Annotated in this window: 18 protein-coding genes; 8 read left to right on the plus strand and 10 right to left on the minus strand. The window is 46.2% G+C overall.

The annotated features are described in order from the left end of the window. Positions 1 to 6: 6 nt before the first annotated feature. Positions 7 to 2,001 carry a transketolase gene (tkt, locus tag ICN29_RS05285; protein ID WP_216130407.1) on the minus strand — a complete coding sequence of 665 codons (1,995 nt, stop codon included), beginning with the start codon at positions 1,999 to 2,001 and terminating at the stop codon, positions 7 to 9. 44 nt (positions 2,002 to 2,045) lie between these two features. Between tkt and ICN29_RS05290 the strand changes: the two genes are divergently transcribed. Then, a complete protein-coding gene (locus tag ICN29_RS05290; protein ID WP_216130409.1) occupies positions 2,046 to 2,807 on the plus strand; it encodes a 16S rRNA (uracil(1498)-N(3))-methyltransferase in 762 nt (253 codons plus the stop codon). 33 nt (positions 2,808 to 2,840) lie between these two features. Here the strand turns inward: ICN29_RS05290 and ICN29_RS05295 are convergent, their stop codons facing one another. Together ICN29_RS05295 and ICN29_RS05300 are read right to left on the minus strand one after the other, a co-directional pair. Beyond that, positions 2,841 to 3,461 carry a barstar family protein gene (locus ICN29_RS05295; protein ID WP_216130411.1) on the minus strand — a complete coding sequence of 207 codons (621 nt, stop codon included), beginning with the start codon at positions 3,459 to 3,461 and terminating at the stop codon, positions 2,841 to 2,843. Between the two features lie 128 nt (positions 3,462 to 3,589). Next, on the minus strand, positions 3,590 to 5,911 hold the full coding sequence (locus ICN29_RS05300; protein ID WP_216130412.1) for an NADP-dependent malic enzyme: 2,322 nt from the start codon (positions 5,909 to 5,911) through the stop codon (positions 3,590 to 3,592). An 84-nt stretch (positions 5,912 to 5,995) separates the two neighbouring features. Here ICN29_RS05300 and thiL point away from each other — a divergent pair, with 84 nt between their 5' ends. The 3 genes from thiL to ICN29_RS05315 are packed head-to-tail and all read left to right on the plus strand — an operon-like array spanning position 5,996 to position 8,072. Continuing rightward, positions 5,996 to 7,021, plus strand: coding sequence for a thiamine-phosphate kinase (thiL, locus tag ICN29_RS05305; protein WP_216130414.1), 1,026 nt, complete (start codon positions 5,996 to 5,998; stop codon positions 7,019 to 7,021). Continuing rightward, positions 7,018 to 7,581: a phosphatidylglycerophosphatase A family protein gene (locus tag ICN29_RS05310; protein WP_216130416.1), complete on the plus strand. Its 564-nt coding sequence runs from the start codon at positions 7,018 to 7,020 to the stop codon at positions 7,579 to 7,581. The genes thiL and ICN29_RS05310 overlap by 4 nt, the downstream gene beginning before the upstream one ends. Then, on the plus strand, positions 7,578 to 8,072 hold the full coding sequence (locus ICN29_RS05315) for a CinA family protein (RefSeq protein WP_216130418.1): 495 nt from the start codon (positions 7,578 to 7,580) through the stop codon (positions 8,070 to 8,072). Before ICN29_RS05310 ends, ICN29_RS05315 begins: the two co-directional genes overlap by 4 nt. Here ICN29_RS05315 and corA read toward each other — a convergent pair whose 3' ends face one another. Further along, the gene (gene corA, locus ICN29_RS05320) at positions 8,073 to 9,038 is read right to left on the minus strand and encodes a magnesium/cobalt transporter CorA (protein ID WP_216130420.1); all 966 of its coding nucleotides are present in this window, start codon (positions 9,036 to 9,038) and stop codon (positions 8,073 to 8,075) included. A gap of 73 nt (positions 9,039 to 9,111) precedes the next feature. Here corA and pyrF point away from each other — a divergent pair, with 73 nt between their 5' ends. Continuing rightward, the gene (gene pyrF / locus ICN29_RS05325; protein ID WP_216130422.1) at positions 9,112 to 9,954 is read left to right on the plus strand and encodes an orotidine-5'-phosphate decarboxylase; all 843 of its coding nucleotides are present in this window, start codon (positions 9,112 to 9,114) and stop codon (positions 9,952 to 9,954) included. Positions 9,955 to 9,982: 28 nt separating this feature from the next. Here pyrF and mtgA read toward each other — a convergent pair whose 3' ends face one another. Genes mtgA through mpl form a run of 6 tightly spaced genes read right to left on the minus strand, consistent with a single transcriptional unit; the run spans position 9,983 to position 16,751 of the window. Further along, positions 9,983 to 10,726: a monofunctional biosynthetic peptidoglycan transglycosylase gene (gene mtgA / locus ICN29_RS05330; RefSeq protein WP_216130425.1), complete on the minus strand. Its 744-nt coding sequence runs from the start codon at positions 10,724 to 10,726 to the stop codon at positions 9,983 to 9,985. Positions 10,727 to 10,751: 25 nt separating this feature from the next. After that, positions 10,752 to 11,657 carry a shikimate dehydrogenase gene (gene aroE, locus ICN29_RS05335; protein ID WP_216130426.1) on the minus strand — a complete coding sequence of 302 codons (906 nt, stop codon included), beginning with the start codon at positions 11,655 to 11,657 and terminating at the stop codon, positions 10,752 to 10,754. 44 nt (positions 11,658 to 11,701) lie between these two features. Beyond that, positions 11,702 to 12,556 (minus strand): energy transducer TonB family protein, encoded by an 855-nt coding sequence (locus tag ICN29_RS05340; RefSeq protein WP_255538072.1) that lies wholly within the window; start codon positions 12,554 to 12,556, stop codon positions 11,702 to 11,704. Positions 12,557 to 12,572: 16 nt separating this feature from the next. Beyond that, positions 12,573 to 14,576: a ribonuclease catalytic domain-containing protein gene (locus ICN29_RS05345; protein WP_216130430.1), complete on the minus strand. Its 2,004-nt coding sequence runs from the start codon at positions 14,574 to 14,576 to the stop codon at positions 12,573 to 12,575. Between the two features lie 2 nt (positions 14,577 to 14,578). Next, positions 14,579 to 15,313: a 3-oxoacyl-ACP reductase FabG gene (gene fabG / locus ICN29_RS05350; protein ID WP_216130431.1), complete on the minus strand. Its 735-nt coding sequence runs from the start codon at positions 15,311 to 15,313 to the stop codon at positions 14,579 to 14,581. Positions 15,314 to 15,353: 40 nt separating this feature from the next. After that, positions 15,354 to 16,751: a UDP-N-acetylmuramate:L-alanyl-gamma-D-glutamyl-meso-diaminopimelate ligase gene (mpl, locus tag ICN29_RS05355; protein WP_216130434.1), complete on the minus strand. Its 1,398-nt coding sequence runs from the start codon at positions 16,749 to 16,751 to the stop codon at positions 15,354 to 15,356. Positions 16,752 to 16,777: 26 nt separating this feature from the next. On the opposite strand from mpl, the gene ICN29_RS05360 reads away from it, so the two are divergent. The 3 genes from ICN29_RS05360 (at position 16,778) to accB (ending at position 18,450) form a co-directional block, all read left to right on the plus strand. Beyond that, complete coding sequence (locus ICN29_RS05360) at positions 16,778 to 17,305, plus strand: TlpA family protein disulfide reductase (RefSeq protein WP_216130436.1); 528 nt, start codon at positions 16,778 to 16,780, stop codon at positions 17,303 to 17,305. A gap of 191 nt (positions 17,306 to 17,496) precedes the next feature. Further along, the gene (gene aroQ / locus ICN29_RS05365) at positions 17,497 to 17,940 is read left to right on the plus strand and encodes a type II 3-dehydroquinate dehydratase (protein ID WP_216130438.1); all 444 of its coding nucleotides are present in this window, start codon (positions 17,497 to 17,499) and stop codon (positions 17,938 to 17,940) included. A 42-nt stretch (positions 17,941 to 17,982) separates the two neighbouring features. Beyond that, positions 17,983 to 18,450, plus strand: a complete 468-nt coding sequence (accB, locus tag ICN29_RS05370) for an acetyl-CoA carboxylase biotin carboxyl carrier protein (protein ID WP_216130440.1) — start codon at positions 17,983 to 17,985, stop codon at positions 18,448 to 18,450. The last annotated feature ends 32 nt before the right edge of the window (positions 18,451 to 18,482 follow it).

Raw genomic sequence — 18,482 nt, forward strand, 5'->3', positions numbered from 1 at the left:
TTACGATTATTTCTTCGCGATACATTGCTCAACAGTCTTGGCAATTTGATCTACTGTTAAGCCAAAATATTCATATAGCTGGCCCGCAGGTGCTGACTCCCCAAAGGTATCTACACCATGCACTGCTGCGCAGCCATACTTCCACCAGAAATCTGTTACGCCTGCTTCAACTGCAATACGCGGAATACGCGCTGGTAATACTTTTGCTTTATATGTGGCATCTTGCTGATCAAAGACCGTAGTTGATGGCATTGAAACCACCCGAATACCATAGCCCTCTTTTTCTAAACGCTCAGCAGTTTGTAGTGCCAGAGCAATTTCAGAGCCAGTGGCGATGATGACTGCATCCATCTTTCCAGATGGATGGTCACGCAATACATAGCCGCCACGTGCAATATCCTTAATTTGTTGGCTATTACGAGTAACAAATGGGCAGTTCTGACGACTGAAGATCAAGGCGCTAGGGCCATTCTTACGCTCAATGGCAGAACCCCAAGCTACAGCGCTCTCAGTGGTGTCACAAGGACGCCAAACCATGAGATTGGGGATCAGGCGCAAGCTGGCAACATGCTCTACAGATTGGTGGGTTGGACCATCTTCACCAAGACCGATAGAGTCATGCGTAAAGACAAAGATACTACGTAACTTCATTAGTGCGGCCATACGCAAAGCATTACGACTGTAATCTGAGAAGGTTAGGAAGGTTCCACCAAACGGAATGTAGCCACCATGCAAAGCGATGCCATTCATGATGGCGCTCATACCAAATTCACGTACGCCATAATTAATGTGATTACCCCATTGATCAGCACGAACTGCTTTACATGCAGACCAATTGGTTAAGTTAGAACCCGTTAAATCAGCAGAGCCACCCATGAATTCTGGCAACACCGGTGCTAAAGCTTCGATCGCATTTTGACTGGCTTTACGGGTAGCAACAGTCTCCGCTTTCGATTGGCAGGTTTTTAAATAGGTATTTAATGTTGTAGCAAAATCTTTTGAGAGATCGCCTTGCATGCGACGCTGCAATTCCGAGGCAAGCTCTGGAAATTGAGTTTTATATTTCTGAAATTCTTTATTCCACTCATGCTCAGCTGCTTGACCACGCTTTTTAAAATCCCAAGCAGCATAAATATCTTTTGGAACTTCAAAAGGTGCATACGGCCAGTTCAAAGCAACCCGGGTTTCTGTAATTTCAGCGGCACCTAGTGGTGAGCCATGAACTTTATAGCTGCCAGCCATATTCGGCGAGCCCTTACCAATGGCGGTCTTACAGCAAATCAGGGTAGGCTTATCGCTCTTTTTAGTCTTAGTAATAGCATCTGATACAGCCTTTGCATCGTGACCATCAACATTACGAATGACGTTCCAGTGGTATGCCTCAAAGCGCTTGGGCGTATCTTCGTTAAACCAAGAAACGACTTTACCATCAATCGAGATGCCATTGTCATCCCAAAATGCAATCAACTTGTTGAGTTTCAATGTGCCAGCTAGTGAACAAACTTCATGACTAATGCCTTCCATCAAACAACCATCACCTAAAAATACATAGGTGTAATGGTCAATGACTTTATGGCCAGGGCGATTAAATTCTTCTGCTAATAATTTTTCCGCAAGTGCCATACCTACTGCATTGGCAATGCCTTGACCAAGTGGCCCAGTTGTTGTTTCGACACCGGGTGTAATTCCATACTCAGGATGCCCTGGGGTTTTACTATGCAATTGACGGAAGTTCTTCAACTCTGCAATGGGCAAGTCATAACCTGAAAGATGTAAGAGTGAATACAACAACATCGAACCGTGGCCATTGGATAAGACAAAACGATCGCGATCAATCCAATGCGGATCGGTTGGATTATGTTTTAAATGTTCATTCCAAAGCCCAACGGCAATATCTGCCATACCCATTGGCATGCCAGGATGGCCAGAATTTGCCTGTTGAACTGCATCCATAGATAAAGCACGAATTGCGTTGGCCATGCGGATTTGAAGGTTTGACATCGTAAAATTGTTCTCGAGGAAAATAAATTGGCTATATTGCAGTAATGCCTCAATTTTATCTTCCCGGGCCATGGGAATCCCAAAAGCCAACAACTCTCTCCGCCGAGGTCGCCCATCACTTACGTGTCCGGCGCATCCAAGTTGGGGAGTCTTTTCCCGTATTTGATGGAAAAGGCCAGGTGGCCCAAGCTGAACTGCTCTTATTAAGCGGAAAAACGGGGCAAGTTCAGCTCAGTAATATCCATATAGACACCCACCGCGAGACCACTTATGCCGTTAGCCTAGTCCAAGGCTTGGCCGGCGGCGACAAAATGGACTGGATTATTGAGAAGGCGGTTGAAACTGGGGCCCAGATTATTGCGCCCATACAGTGCGATCGCTCAATCTTAAAACTCACCCGCCCTAGCGATCAGGAGCGCGCCCAAAAGCGACTTGCCCATTGGGAGGGAATTGTGCAAGCGGCATGCGAGCAATGTGACCGCACCGTCTTTGCCACCTTAGAACCCATTCAAACTTTTGAAACTTATTTAAAAGTAAATCTAAAGCCAAGCTTAAAGCTTCTCTTAAGTCCTGATGCGACTAAAAGTATGTATTCGGTTTTGATAGAAAATGCTCCGCAAGACATTGTCTTGATGATTGGGCCCGAAGGTGGCCACTCTCCAGAAGAAGAGGCGCAAGCAGAAGCGGCGGGCTACCAAATCGTTTCCCTGGGAGAGCGCGTACTCAGAACTGAAACCGCCGGAACCGTTGCGATTACAGCCGTTCACAGCATCTGGAATCCTGAAATGCAAAATCGCCTCAGATAGAGGCGATTCCAAGGGTTCAGCTTACTTTAGCAATTAAGCAAAAGAGTAGAAGACCCGATAAGGAGTGCGGCGCTCAGCCCAAAAATCTACAGCATCACGGAAAACATCTAAAAGAGTTTCACGTGCTTCTTTATCGAATTTTTGAGTACAAGGCAAGCCTTCAAGCACCACCACAAATCCAGGCTGTTGACCAGTCTTATCAATTGTTGTCGTCAAGGCGTCCAACAAAGGGTCAAAATTTTTGGCCTGTTGTTTTGTAAATGAGTAAGCAATCGCGATGGCTTCTAATACTTCACCTTTAGTCATGGCATTTGCGCAATTTGCATAAATGAAATGCTGACCGAGCTCAGTAGCCGCCTCCTGAAGATCTGGAGTGCGGAACGCACGAATAGATTGGACGATGTTAGTGCGCACACTGCGCAACATTGCCGGCGGTCCGGCATCGCGAACGGCCAAAGCGGCACGCCAAGAAGCAGTCACTTTTTTCCCCGAAACTTGATTTGCTGCATAGGTTTGTAAACGAGATAAACCACCCTGGGCATAAATATTGGCAGCGGATGATTCAGTCTCAAGTCGATCATTACTGCCCCAACTTTCAGCCCGACTATGTTCTTCGAAGCTGGCTAAATCGGTATTGTCAGTGCGATTATTCATGATGGGTGCTAGGTTACCCGTAACACGCCATCAAATCAAGCCCAAATACACTGCATTTTATATAAACCATTGATTTATATAAAATAAATATATGTTAGTTTTTGCTAACTTAGATATATTTAATTGGCTTAAGCAATGCCTCTAGCGTTGCTAGCAGCCTCTACAACTGCCAAAGTTGTCACATTCACAATCCTGCGAACAGTAGCCGCAGGAGTCAGGATATGAATTGGTTTTGCCACACCCAATAACAAGGGTCCAATAGCGATTCCATTACCTGCTGCTGTTTTTAACAAATTGTAAGAAATGTTAGCAGCGTCAATATTGGGCAAAACCAAGAGATTTGCGTCACCCTTCAAAGGGGACGAGGTTACCGCACCCTCACGAATGCTCGCATCCAAGGCGCTATCGCCATGCATTTCACCATCTACCTCTAAATCAGGTGCTGCTTTTTGAATGAGGGCCAATACTTCACGCATTTTGATGGCAGAAGGGGCATTACTCGATCCAAAGTTAGAGTGGGAAAGTAGCGCCACTTTTGGAATCAATCCAAGTTTGCGCATTTCGCTAGCAGCCATCAAAGTCAACTCAGCCAACTCTTGCGCTGTTGGATCAATATTAATATGCGTGTCCACTAAGAACACTTGACGACCTGGAAGAATCAATCCAGACATCGCACCATAGACATTAGCGCCTGGCTCACGACCAACTACTTCATCAATATATTTCAGATGCGTTGCGCAATTGCCAATCGTTCCACAAATCATGCCGTCAGCCATGCCCTTAGTAATCATGATCGAGCCAATCAAACTATTGCGACGACGCATCTCGAGTTTTGCAAAAGACTCTGTAACACCCTTGCGCTCAGTCAGCCCAAGATAGATTTGCCAGAATTCACGGAAGCGAGAATCATTTTCAGGATTTACAAGCTCGAAGTCATCGCCCATCTTCATGCGCAGACCAAACTTTTCAATTCGATGCTCGATCACAGCTGGGCGACCAATCAAAATTGGAGTAGCAAGCTGTTCATCAAGGAGGATTTGGACTGCGCGCAATACACGCTCATCTTCACCTTCAGCAAACACAATGCGTTTTTGATTTGCTGGCACGCCCTTGGCAATACTAAAGAGTGGCTTCATCAAAGTACCAGAGTGGTACACAAACTGCTGTAGCTGATTACGATAAGCCTCGAAATCTTTAATCGGGCGGGTTGCTACGCCGTCATCCATGGCGGCCTGTGCCACTGCAGGAGCAATGACTGTAATCAAACGGGGGTCAAACGGTTTTGGAATTAAGTATTCCGGGCCAAAGGACAAATTCTCAATGCCATATACAGAGGTCACTATTTCACTCTGCTCTGCTTGCGCCAGCTCGGCAACCGCCTTCACTGCAGCCACTTCCATGCCACGTGTAATCGTTGTAGCGCCTACGTCTAAAGCACCACGGAAAATAAATGGGAAGCATAAGACGTTGTTGACTTGATTTGGATAATCAGTACGGCCTGTAGCCATCACTGCATCAGGGCGCACTGCCTTTACCTCTTCAGGCAAAATTTCTGGGGTTGGATTTGCTAAGGCAAAGACCAATGGCTTAGGAGCCATCTTCTTGACCATCTCTTGCTTTAATACGCCGCCAGCAGATAGCCCCAAGAAAATATCAGCACCTTCAATTGCTTGATCCAAAGTGCGCAGTTCGGTCTCTTGGCAGAATGGCTCCTTCTCGGGATCCATTAATTCTTTACGGCCTTTATAGGCAACACCTGCTAAATCAGTTACCCAAATATTTTTGCGGGGGATCCCAAGATCAACTAATAAGTCCAAACAGGCCAATGCTGCAGCACCAGCGCCAGATGTAACCAGCTTTACATTACTCGCATCTTTGCCAACTACCTTAAGACCATTAATGATTGCTGCTGCAACCACAATCGCGGTGCCATGCTGGTCATCATGAAAGACCGGAATCTTCATGCGGGCTTGCAACTTACGCTCGACTACAAAACAATCAGGCGCTTTGATGTCCTCTAAATTGATGCCGCCAAATGTTGGCTCTAATGCCGCAATGATTTCAACTAACTTATCAGGATCGTTTTCATTTACTTCAATATCGAAAACATCAATGCCTGCAAACTTTTTGAAGAGAACAGCTTTTCCCTCCATCACAGGCTTACTTGCCAGCGGTCCAATGTTTCCCAAACCGAGCACAGCGGTGCCATTGGTAATCACGCCAACTAAATTTCCGCGAGCGGTGTATTTAAATGCATTAGCGGGATCTTTAACAATCTCTTCGCAAGGAAAGGCAACACCTGGGGTATAGGCAAGCGCTAAATCCCGCTGGTTGGTCAGCTGTTTCGTTGGGGCAATCTCAATCTTGCCTGGAGTTGGAAACTCGTGGTACTGGAGGGCAGCCTCTCTTAGGGCTGCAATTTGTTGCTCTCTATTCGTTTCTTTGCTCATCAGCGTACTCTTTGGTAAGACGTATTGAAGACTCCAATTCTATTCCTCTCAAGCGCGCCCTCCCCAAGAGCCATAAAATGGGGAATGCATTCTGAATCTAGCCCCCTTGGTGAGTTTGATCTCATTCAGCGTTTTTTTAAAGCGGGTGCAGATGCCATGCGCTCAAATAACGAGAAAGTAATTGCTCTGGGCATTGGTGACGATTGCGCCCTTCTTACGCCAGTTGCAGGAGAGGAAATTGCGATTACGAGCGATATGCTGGTCGCAGGCAGGCATTTTTTTGTTGATGCTAATCCTGAGCTATTGGGCCGCAAAGCCCTAGCAGTCAACCTTTCAGACCTAGCAGCCATGGGGGCACAGCCGCTAGGATTCACTTTAGCAATCGCTCTCCCCACAGTGGATGAGCTTTGGCTTGGTGCTTTTGCTAAAGGCCTCTTTGCTATTGCTAATCAGTATTCCTGCCCCCTCATCGGTGGTGATACCACTGCTGGCCCCCTCACTATTTCTATTACGGCATTCGGCAGCATTCCAACTGGAAAAGCGATTCGCAGATCAGGTGCAAAAGTGGGTGATGACATCTGGGTTTCTGGAACTGTCGGTGATGCAAGGCTCGCTCTTGCTGCACTGCGTCATGAAATTCATCTACCTGAGAGTGACTTAAAGCAAATAGAACATCGTATGCATAGCCCCACTCCTCGCATAGGGCTCGGCATCAGAGTGCGCGACAGTGCAAGCGCTGCCCTCGATATATCAGACGGCTTACTTGGTGATCTACAGCACATTCTCAAACAATCTCAAGTGAGCGCAGAAATATTTTTAGATCAACTCCCAAAATCTGCCACTTTGCACAAACAGAGCGAGGATATTCAAAATCAATTTGCTGCTAGGGGTGGTGATGATTATGAAATTTGCTTCACTGCACCAGCTGAGAAGAGAAATAGCATTAATGAAATCAGTAAGGCGCTGAATTTGCCCCTCACTAAAATTGGCCGCATTACAGACAAAGTTTCCGCAATAGAAAAATTGTCTTTACTCAATAAGAATGGTGACTTACTAGATGACGCCATAACAGCGGCATTACTGAAATCATTTGACCACTTTGCAAAATGAACGCTACTGAAGATCTGAATTCGGTGAGCCCCACCTTTAGGTGGGTGAGGCAAACCGCCAGTCGCACCATCGCCTTTGGTTTTGGTAGTGGTCTAAGTCCTATTGCGCCCGGGACCGCAGGTACTCTCTGGGCTTGGGCAGCCTTCTTGGTAGGTGAGTATTTCCTTTCTACTGAAGAGTTTATTTGGATTATTGGTGACGGATTTCTCTTGGGGTGCTGGGTCTGTGGTCACGTCAGCGAAGAATTAGGCAAAAAAGATTTCGGAGGGATTGTTTGGGATGAAATCATTGCCTTTTGGATTGTGCTTATTTTTATCATGCCAGCCAATATTTGGATGCAGGTAATCGCTTTTGGACTCTTCCGTTTTTTTGATGCCGTCAAACCTGGACCCATTGGAATGATTGATCGCCACTTTAAAAATTGGGAGGGCAACGAGCATGTCTCATCCTCTATCTTAAAAATCATTTGGCGTGGGTTTGGGATCATGGTCGATGATCTTGCTGCAGCCTTCTTCACACTCTTAGTCATTGCTTTGATACAAAAGATGGTCCCACTATGATTTCGATTGATCACGCTAAAACACTTGCGCAACTTTTACTTGCTAGAGGCTGGAAGCTTGCGCTGGCCGAATCTTGCACGGGTGGCCTCGTCTGCGCCACCCTCACAGAATTATCTGGATCCAGTGAGTGGTTTGAGCGCGGCTACATCACCTATAGCAACCAAGCAAAGACGGAGTGCTTAGGGGTTCCTGCAGAGTTGATAGCGTCTCATGGGGCAGTCAGCGAGCCTGTGGCTAGGGCTATGGCACAGGGAGCGCAGCGCAATGCTGGCGCTAATGTGGGCGTCTCTATTACTGGGATTGCTGGACCAACAGGAGGTACTGCAGAAAAACCTGTCGGTACAGTTTGCTTTGGGTGGACCATAGCAAATGCTGCGGGTGAAAATATCACCGCTTGTCAAACCAAAGTATTTAGTGGGGATAGATCAGCAATACGGCAACAGGCAACTGAGTATGCTTTGGCTGGCTTGGTTCAACTACTCAATAACTAATTACTTCATCCAACCTTTGCTATAGAAGTAGCCTAGTGGAATAACAGCTGAAATAATCATCGCACCAATTGCCATTGGGTAGCCCCAAGTCGCATCTAATTCAGGCATATGTTTGTAGTTCATACCCCAAACACTGGCCAATAAAGTAGGCGGCATTAAAGCAACTGATACCACCGAGAAGATCTTGATAATCTTAGATTGGTTCAAGTTAATGAAGCCGACAGTGGCATCCATTAAGAAGTTAATCTTATCGAATAAGAACGCTGTATGGTTCTCTAAAGAATCAATGTCGCGCAAAATTTGACGCGCCTCTTCCTGCTGTTCATCGGATAGCAGCTTGCTACGCATCAAGAAAGATAAGGCTCTGCGGGTATCCATCACATTACGACGGATACGCCCATTGGTATCTTCTTCCTTGGCAATTGTCTCGAGCACTTGCTCTGCATCAGCATCATTAATGTCGTCTTGCAATACTCGCTTACCAGCCTGTTCGAGGTTTTCATAAACCTCTTCCAAGGCATCAGCAGAATACTCGGCATCAGTGGAGTACAAATCGAGCAATACGTCTTTTGCATTGCTGACTGAACCAGGACGCAAACGAGCACGCAGTCGAACCAAGCGGAACACTGGTAAATCTTCATCGTGAATCGAGAACAATACTTGCTTGGTCAGAACAAAAGCCACTCGCACGTTGCGAGAGGTTTCCTCTTCATCTAATAAGAAATCAGTACGAATATGGAGGTGGCCATCGTCAGCCTCAAAGTAGCGAGCAGAGGCTTCTAAGTCTCCCAAGTCATCTAACTCAGGCAAAAGCACCCCAAATGCCTCTTTAATCCAAATAAGTTCTTCTTCCTCTGGATCAACGACGTCGATCCAGATAGGATTAGCGTATTGCAACAATTCATTGCGATCTTCGACTTGCTCTTGAGAGAGGCGGCCATTTTGCAGGACGAACAAGTTGATCATGGTGAACTCCTAAGGAATGTGCGCTAGTTTATCCTATACAACATGACAATTTCACTAAAATAAGCCAAATCCAATGAACTCTCGCTCAAATACCTTTAACCAGCAACTCCAATCTGCATGGGCTTCCCAAGGTAGCATGTTGTGTGTTGGTTTTGATCCAGACCCTAAGCGGCTGCCCTCATCCCTTCAAGGTAAACCTGAGGGGATATTTGAATTCTGCCGAGAAATCGCTGATGCCACTGCAGATTTAGTGTGCTCATTTAAACCACAGTTCGCTTACTTTGCTTCCCAAAAAGCCGAGGCCCAATTAGAAAAGCTCATTAAGCACCTGAAGGATAAATACCCTCATATTCCCGTCATCCTAGATTCCAAACGCGGAGATATTGGCAGTACTGCTGACCACTACGCCCTAGAGGCCTTTGATCGCTATGGGGCTGATGCAGTGACTGTGAACCCCTACATGGGCTTTGACACCATCGAACCCTACCTCAAGCATGCTGGCAAAGGGGTTATCGTGCTTTGCCGTACCTCCAACCCTGGTGGCTCAGATTTGCAATTTCTGAAGGTTGATTCAGGTGAGCCACTCTATTTGCATGTAGCCAAGCTAGCCTCACAACAGTGGAATAGTTCCGGTCAGATCAGCCTCGTAGTTGGCGCTACTTTCCCTGAAGAAATTGCCAAAGTACGTGCCATTGTTGGTGACATGCCTTTACTAATTCCAGGTATTGGTGCTCAAGGGGGTGACATCGATGCAACCGTTAAAGCAGGTTGCATTGCTGGGGCGCCTGGGACTGGAATGATCATCAATTCATCAAGGGCTATTTTGTATGCAAGCTCTGGTAGTGATTTTGCACAAGCCGCAAGAAATGTAGCGCAAAGTACACGCGATGCGCTCAGAGCCGCTAGCGCAAAATAATCTACGCACCCACGAATGATAGGGCTATTTATTTACTGCTTTGAGGTGCTGGATAGGGCGCTAAGGCAACCCGATCCATATTCTCCAAGATAAAGTCTTGTCGAGTTGGAAAGTGGATATTGGCCTTACGACAGTACTGAGGTTTATCAAAACACTTAGGGGCTGGCAAGGCAGAACCTAAAGCAGCGGCTTGATCTCGATCTAATGTCGCTGGTGTCCTTGCAAAATAATAATGGGAAGCGGATCCGATGCCGAAGATTCCTTCACCCCATTCCACGGAGTTGAGATAAATCTCAAACAACCTCTGCTTTGACAGGGTTAACTCCAGAAGTCCAGTAATGATGAACTCTTGCCCTTTGCGAAAATAATTTTGCTCGGAAGAAAGAAAGAGATTTTTTGCCAATTGCTGCGTGATCGTTGAACCGCCTCGTAAAGCGGCCTTAGAACTATTACCCAACTGGGTTTTTTGCTGATTCTTTTCCCAAGCTTTTTTCATATCTTCAAAGCGAAAGCCTTTGTGCTGAAAAAAGATATCGTCTTCACTAACCAGTACAGCGCGTTTGAGATTATTGGAGATCTTATCGTAAGGCGTCCATTCAGAATAAACAGGACAAGACCAATGCCAGGTACATAAACGCCAACGCTCGGCTCTCTGAAACGCCGTGCTAGCTGGATCAAGGCCAATCCATAAAACGATCTGAATAGCAAAGTAGAGCTGCATCGCCAAAAAACCACAGAGCAAGCATTTGACTAAATAAGTGAGCCAACGCATCGAAAAATTCAGCTAAGTGAGCAAGTTAACTGCGAAGTTTAGCTAATACTGCGCGTGGGTCAATTGCCGTAGCCAGCTGTTCGCCTCGCCACAATAAGAAAGCATCGGCAGCCTGTTCTACTAGCATTCCTAAGCCATCACTGACGCGTGCACCTTTTTGCAAAGCTTGTTGCATAAATGCGGTAGATTTTCCGTAAACCATATCGTATGCAAAAGAGCTTGGTACAAAAATATTAGCTACTGCCTGAGCGCTTAAAGGAGATTCATCAATTAAGCCAGCAGCGGTAGCATTAATGATCAGATCAAATGGATATGGCGTTGTGGTGGCATTCTCCAGCTCTAATAAAGTTCTAGCCTCGAGAGCAACTTCTTGAGAGGCCGCAAGATCAGCAAATAACTTCACTAATTCATCTGCTTTCGCATTAGAACGATTGGCAATCACAAGACACTTCGGCGACTGCTGTAGTAATGGGCCAATCACTCCACGGGCAGCGCCACCCGCGCCCAATAGCAAGATTCTGGATTGATGAAGTGCAATTCCCTGAGCCAATAAATCGCGCACAAGACCAGCACCATCAGTATTGTCACCATAAATCTTGCTATCTTTTATCCACAATGTATTTACGGCACCAGCAAGCTGGGCACGGGAAGTTAATACATCGGCAAAAGCTTGAGCATCTAACTTAAAGGGTACGGTGACGTTCATACCCTTACCACCAGCATCAAAGAAAGATTTTGCTGCTACAGCAAAAGCATTGATGTCAGGTTGTAAACGCCCATAGTGCATTTTTTGCTTGGCCTGTTCTGCGAAGCGTCGATGAATGTCTGGAGACTTGGTATGAGAAATGGGATTACCCGTAACTGCGTAGACATCTGTTCCCACAAAAAGACTTGGGTCAGTATGCAGATCAGCGGGATTTAATGGATTCATGATGACTACAGAATAAGCGAATTTATGAACTATTTTTCAAAAAATTAATGCCGCAACTCTAGGCGGTCAGCGCCATCGCGAGAAAATTCAAAGGTAGAGACCCAATCGAGTACATCGATCTGATTGCGCATTTCAGACGGAAATGGGCCGAAGGGAGCTGAAGCGCGCACGATAGCAATTGCCTGTCGGTCTAACTCCGGGTTACCTGAGCTGCGACCGATCGATAGGCCATCCTTACCTTGAGCATTCGTCGTAATGCGGCCTTGATCATCAACGCTCACCACAATCACTAAGCTGCCATATAGAGGGCGGCCATTGGCACGTGGAAAAAATGCGCTTCCATAAGCTTCAATCTTTTGACGCATTGCATCGTAGTAATGTGCAAAAGTCACTGCTTTGGCATTGCTGCCTGTTAAGACTTTGCGTCGTGGTTCGCGCCCATCTGCCTGTAACCGTTTAGCCAACTCAGCTTCTAGAGAGTTCAGTTGTGGAGTGATTTTTTGATCCTCCCCACTCTTGCGCCCACCCGAACGAAATCTCTCTTCATTCAACCTTGCCAGCATCTGTTTTTGCTGCTTCTCCAAAATCTCAAGGCGAGCCTCGGCTCCCAAGCGAGCGCGGTGCAAAGCAGTTGCATCTTGATTTTCGGTTTTACCACCGCCCTGCAAATCAGCTTGCGCTAACTTATTCGCTTCTTTAGGGGGAGTTTTATTGCTAGCGTTGACCAGCACTACGCTAAGAGGTGTATTGAGGCGACGACTCTCAATCCCTCCAAATCCCCAACGAACGGATAAAAAAATCAGGTGAATTAAAAGTGATATGCAAAGCGCCAAGCGGAATGGGTAGCGCTGCCAAGTGGTCTGAAGATAAAGCATTGCTTTGCTTAATTTTTCAGGCATCACGAATCCTGACACTTTAGCCTGCGCTACCATTTTCTTCGGAACTTACTTCAGGTACTTCGACTTTAGCTTCAATTTCTAGCACCCTGACCGCAGCGCTCAATTGCAGTAAGTCAATATCTGCCAATAGAACCTGGGCACGAGTCATGCGCGGATGGCTTGCCAATTCTGGAATCGGTAGATGCAGTGGCACTAACTCTACTCTCGACATGCCTTCTTTTAAATGGCGTACATGCATATTTTTAGATTCACCATCTTGCAGAGCCCAGCGCAAGCACCAGTACTTCTCTAACCTATCTTGATATTCACCATAAGCTTGATAACAAGACTCAAAATCCGCGGCAATGCCCATCAACGTAGCATCTTGAGGCGGAAACGGGGCAACCATCTTGGCAGTCACACCATGTTTTGCTAAAGCAATGAGCTGCCATTGATTCACTAAATCAGAATAACGACGCAACGGGGATGTGCACCACGCGTAGTGATCTAAACCCAAGCCTTCATGAGGTCCTGGTGTAGTTTGCATACGTGTGCGCAAAGGACCCCAACCTTTCTGAGTTCTAAATAAGCCTGGTAAACCATGATCAGCCAAGAGTTGACCGGAAGCGCTATTACAGAAAATCATCCATTCAGCAACAATCGTATCGAGAATAGATCCACGCTGACGCGCTACGATCTCTACGCGCTCTAAGCCATTCACATCTTTAATTTGAAAATAGAAATCTCTTGCTAAGGTATTAGGATCGATAAACCCCAATTGCTCTGCACGAAGGCCATTAGCTACTCGCTTTTCTTGGCGCCCAGCATGTAAATGTTGAGCAGCCCTCCATAAAACGGAGAGCTCTTTACGATAAGGATAGGAAGCGCCTTCATCAGCCAAGCTTTCCTCACTGACAAGATGCTCAATATTCTCTAGGCGTAAGTTGGCTACCATTGGCACCATCTCGGTTCGCATTTGCAGCGAATCTTTATTTATTACACCTACCGCATCAATATCAACGTAGATCGATAAGGCGGGTCTGGGAGCGCCCTCATCTAAAGAAAATTGCTCAATGACGGAGTCAGGCAACATCGTGATTTTGTCGCCAGGAAAATACACCGTCGACATCCGACTTCGCGCTACCTGATCTAAGGGATCATCTTTAGTAATCACTAAACCAGGCGCAGCAATATGAACACCAATACGATGACCCCCATCGGCTAGCTCCGTGACGGATAAGGCGTCATCAATCTCTGTAGTGCCAGCATCATCAATGGAGAAAGCTTTTACATCTGCAAGTGGAAGCTCAGCAATAGCAGCAGCATAAGCCGCTGGGTCAACAGCAATACTTTGACTATGTGCAGACCCATTAGGAAAATGTGCTTTGAGGAACATGCCTTGGTGATAAGCCAAAGGAGAATCAATCGCGCCGCAACGAATCATTAATTGCGCAGGAGACTCACCAGTCTCATTGCAGGCAGCTATCAAGGCTTTATAGGCAGAGGTATTTTTATCGGCTGAGAACAATAACTGCTGAGCGGAAGACTTGAGCGCCTCTGGGAATCTACCAGCTACCAACTCTTGTTGCCAAGCAGACTGCTGCTCCAACTCTTTTTGCTTACGCTCAAGTGCGGCTAAGCCAGCCTGCAATTGCTCAAGCGGTGCTCTCTGAAAACGTCCGCGCCCCTTGCGACGGAAAAATACTGGGGCGCCTTGCAAAGCAATCCCTAAAGAGACTTGCTGAGGAATAGTAGCTTGTGCGCCAAAATACTCTTGAGATACATCGACTAAACCAAACTCTTCATCTGGTGCGCAATCCCAGAGCAACTGTAAATCAATCTCTTGAGATAAAGTAGTGGCCTCATCCATTACAGCTTGAGCCTCAGGCCTTTCAAAGCGCAGCCAAACTTCCTTAGCCTTGAGTTTGATCTTTTTTCCAGTTAGGCTGGTAGCCTGCCAAGACTCAGCATCTCCTGCTCCCGATGCAGACTGCACTGTGGCAATCTTGATATCGCCACCTTCTTCGTATACGAGGTTCATGCTTAGAGAGAGATCCCGCCGCTAACCTCTAAAGCAACTCCATTGACAAAGCTGGCCTCGTGACTAGCCAAGAATAAATACACATTTGCTATTTCTTCAGGAGTGCCCAGACGACCAAGCCAGCTGCGCCTTTCAATATCTTGCAAAATATTTTCTGGCATTGCTTTAACCATTTCAGTTGCAATAAATCCTGGGCAAATAGCATTCACCCGAATCCCTTTAGGGCCAAGCTCGCGTGCCCAAGTCTTGGTAAAGCCAATCACGCCAAATTTAGTCGCTGAATAATTGGTTTGACCAAAGTTACCGTAAATACCAACGACACTAGATGCATTCACAATCGATCCTGAGCCCGCTTCTAGCATATGCGGAACAATTAACTGCGCACAATTAAATACGCCTTTGAGATTGACATCAATCACCGCATCAAATTGGGCTTCTGTCATCTTTACCAAACGGGCATCTTGCGTAATGCCAGCGTTGTTAATCAAGATATCAATACGGCCATGTTTTTGCATTACTTGATCTACGACCGCCTGAATGCTGGCTCGATCGGTCACATTCATGGCATAAGCCTGGGCATGTGGAATTTGTGCAGCAGCAGTCTTTACAGACTCTAGATTCACGTCTGCAAGGATGACCATTGCACCCTCCTGAGCAAAGCGCTGTGCTGTAGAAAACCCAATTCCTTTTGCAGCGCCCGTAATGATTGCTACCTTATCTTTTAATCTGTCACCCATTATTTATTCTCTGTATTTTGATTTGCCATGATCCTACCTATTAAACACCAATCGCTTTTAATATTTTTTGATGTACGCCACCAAATCCGCCATTGCTCATTACCAGGATGTGATCACCAGGCTTAGCTTCTTTTGCAACTGCATTGACTAAAGCATCAAGATCATCAAAAGCGTGGGCCTTGCCCTGCTCTTTTATGTTCAGCGGGGATAACACTTCAGCCAAGTCCCAGCCTAAAGACTCTTTACCAGCATTGGCGCCGTAGGCAAAGACTTGATCAGCTTGCTCCAGGCTACCCGGAAGCTGAGCCTTCATCACACCAAGCTTCATCGTATTGGAGCGAGGCTCCAATACGGCCAAGATGCGCGCTTGACCAACGCGACGACGTAAGCCATCTACAGTGGTTGCAATAGCAGTTGGGTGGTGGGCAAAATCATCATAGACGGTAATGTCATTTGCAATACCAATCGTTTCAAGGCGTCGTTTGACATTCTTAAATTGCGCCAAAGCGCGCGCAGAATCAGCTGGTGCAATACCAATGTGATTTGCTGATGCAATTGCTGCCAATGCATTGAGTTGATTATGTCGCCCCATCACTCCAGAATCTGGAGCCCACTTCACAGTAGCAACTTCTTGACCAGATTTGCGCACAATGAATCCATCGCCTGCTTGGGAAATTAATGACCACTCGTTACTGGCCTCCTGGCCGAAGCGCTCTACAGGCGCCCAAGCACCGCGTGTGATCACACTCGCTAAGGCTGGCTCTTCGCCGTTCACCACTAATAAACCATCGCTCGGCACAGTGCGCACGAGATGATGAAATTGGGTTTCAATGGCAGCAAGATCGGCAAAAATATCGGCATGATCAAACTCCAAATTATTTAATAAAGCAGTGCGTGGCCTATAGTGCACAAACTTACTGCGCTTATCAAAAAAAGCAGTGTCGTATTCATCAGCCTCAATCACGAAATATTGGCTCTCACCTAAGCGTGCAGATACGGTGAAATTGAGAGGCACACCACCAATCAAATAACCCGGTTTATAACCACTAAATTCCAAAATCCAAGTGAGCATGGCTGATGTTGTTGTCTTGCCATGCGTGCCGGCAACCGCTAAAACATGCCTGCCATACAAAACTTGTTCGCCTAGCCATTGTGGGCCCGAGATATAAGGGAGCCCTTGATTCAGAATGGCCTCCATCAATGGATTGCCACGAGAAACCACATTGCCGATCACAAATAAATCAGGCATCGTTTCAAACTGCAATAATTGATCTGGTGAAAATCCTTCAATGAGTTTGATACCCTGAGCCTCAAGTTGTGTACTCATCGGCGGATACACGTTAGCATCACAACCAGTGACACGATGTCCGGCTTGCCGAGCGATTGCGGCAATGCCGCCCATAAAAGTACCGCAGATGCCCAAGATATGAATATGCATCTACGAATTTTAGCGAAGGAGTTGCAATGAACCGAAGACAATTAGTGGCCATTTGCGGAATTAGTCTTTTGGCACTTCTGGCTGGCGTGCTGACTTCGCAGTGGATTTCTAAAACTGGCTTAGCTAGCGAACCTTCTGTAAAAGCGTTTTTTGCTAATCCTTGGCAGACCCCTGATGGAAAACCAGCAAATACTGCACAATGGCAGGGAAAAGTCCTGATTGTGAACTTTTGGGCCTCCTGGTGCCCCCCTTGCGTTGAAGAAATGCCCACTTTAGACCTGCTTTCGCAAGAGTATTTGCAGCAAAATGTCTTATTTGTCGGTATCGGTATCGATTCACCCTCTAATATTCGTGAATTCCTGAAAAGTACCCCTGTCACCTATCCGATTGTGATTGGTGGCTTAGAAGGGAGTAATCTTTCTAAGCAAATGGGCAATACCCAGGGAGCCCTCCCATACACAGTAATTATCAATTCCAAGGGAAAGGCAATATATACAAAATTAGGAAAGATAAGCGAAGAAGAGCTCAGAAAATCGATTAAATCTGCTTTATAGCGAATGATCCAGCTTTTTGCATGTTGCAAACCCCCTTTTAAATGCTCAAAAACAAGGCAATTAGGACATTTCACATCAATATCTCCTCCTAACAATGCTCAAGCTTCCTTTTTTCAGAATCTTGAGAAGGTATACTTATTTCATAGCATTCGAAGCAATGAATACCAAACTGCCTCTAAAAACAGGGATCTATGTCGAAAAAAGCTTCAATTCTCGTAATTCAGGGTCCTAACCTCAATCTATTGGGTACTCGTGAGCCAGAGGTTTATGGGACAACCACCCTTAAAGACATTCATCAAAAACTAGAGGAGCTGGCAAAAGCTCAATCTATTGACCTGAGCACCTACCAAAGTAATCATGAAGGCGAGTTAATTGACCGTATTCAAAAAGCCAAACAAGATGGGGTGAATTTCATCATCATCAATCCAGGCGCATTTACCCATACTAGCGTTGCCTTACGTGACGTTTTAGCCGGAGTGGCCATCCCTTTTATAGAAATCCATTTGTCCAATATTCATCAGCGCGAAGAGTTCCGCAAACATTCCTATTTATCGGACATCGCAACTGGTGTCATTTGTGGCCTAGGCGCCATTGGTTATGAACTGGCATTGCAAGCAGCGATTGCCCGCTTATAAAACTAAGTTAATTTAAAGCATTACAAAAGAGGAAGCACTCACATGGATCTGAGAAAACTAAAAACCTTGATCGACCTCGTTTCTGAGTCGGGCATTTCTGAGTTAGAGGTTAACGAAGGTGAAGACCGTGTACGCATCGTTAATGGTGGCTCCCCAGTACCCGCTGGACAAGCGGTTCATGCAAATCTAGCGCCTATTCATGCTGCGCAAGCTACTCCCGTAGCAAATCTGGCACCAGCAGCAACTCCAGTTATTGAAGTGCCCGCTGGTGAATCTGGATTTGTTGCTCGCTCCCCAATGGTTGGCACTTTCTATCGCGCCCCAAATCCAGAATCTCCAAATTTTGTCAGTATTGGCGATACGGTAAAAGTAGGTCAGACACTTTGCATCATTGAAGCGATGAAATTACTCAATGAGATTGAGTCAGAACACGCCGGCGTGGTTAAAGAAATTCTTTGCGAAAACGGTCAAGGCGTTGAATTTGACCAACCACTATTCATCATTGCTTAATTTTTTAAGCTTCTTTACTAATCCATATTTAC

The organism is Polynucleobacter nymphae, assembly GCF_018882155.1.
GTDB lineage: Bacteria > Pseudomonadota > Gammaproteobacteria > Burkholderiales > Burkholderiaceae > Polynucleobacter > Polynucleobacter nymphae.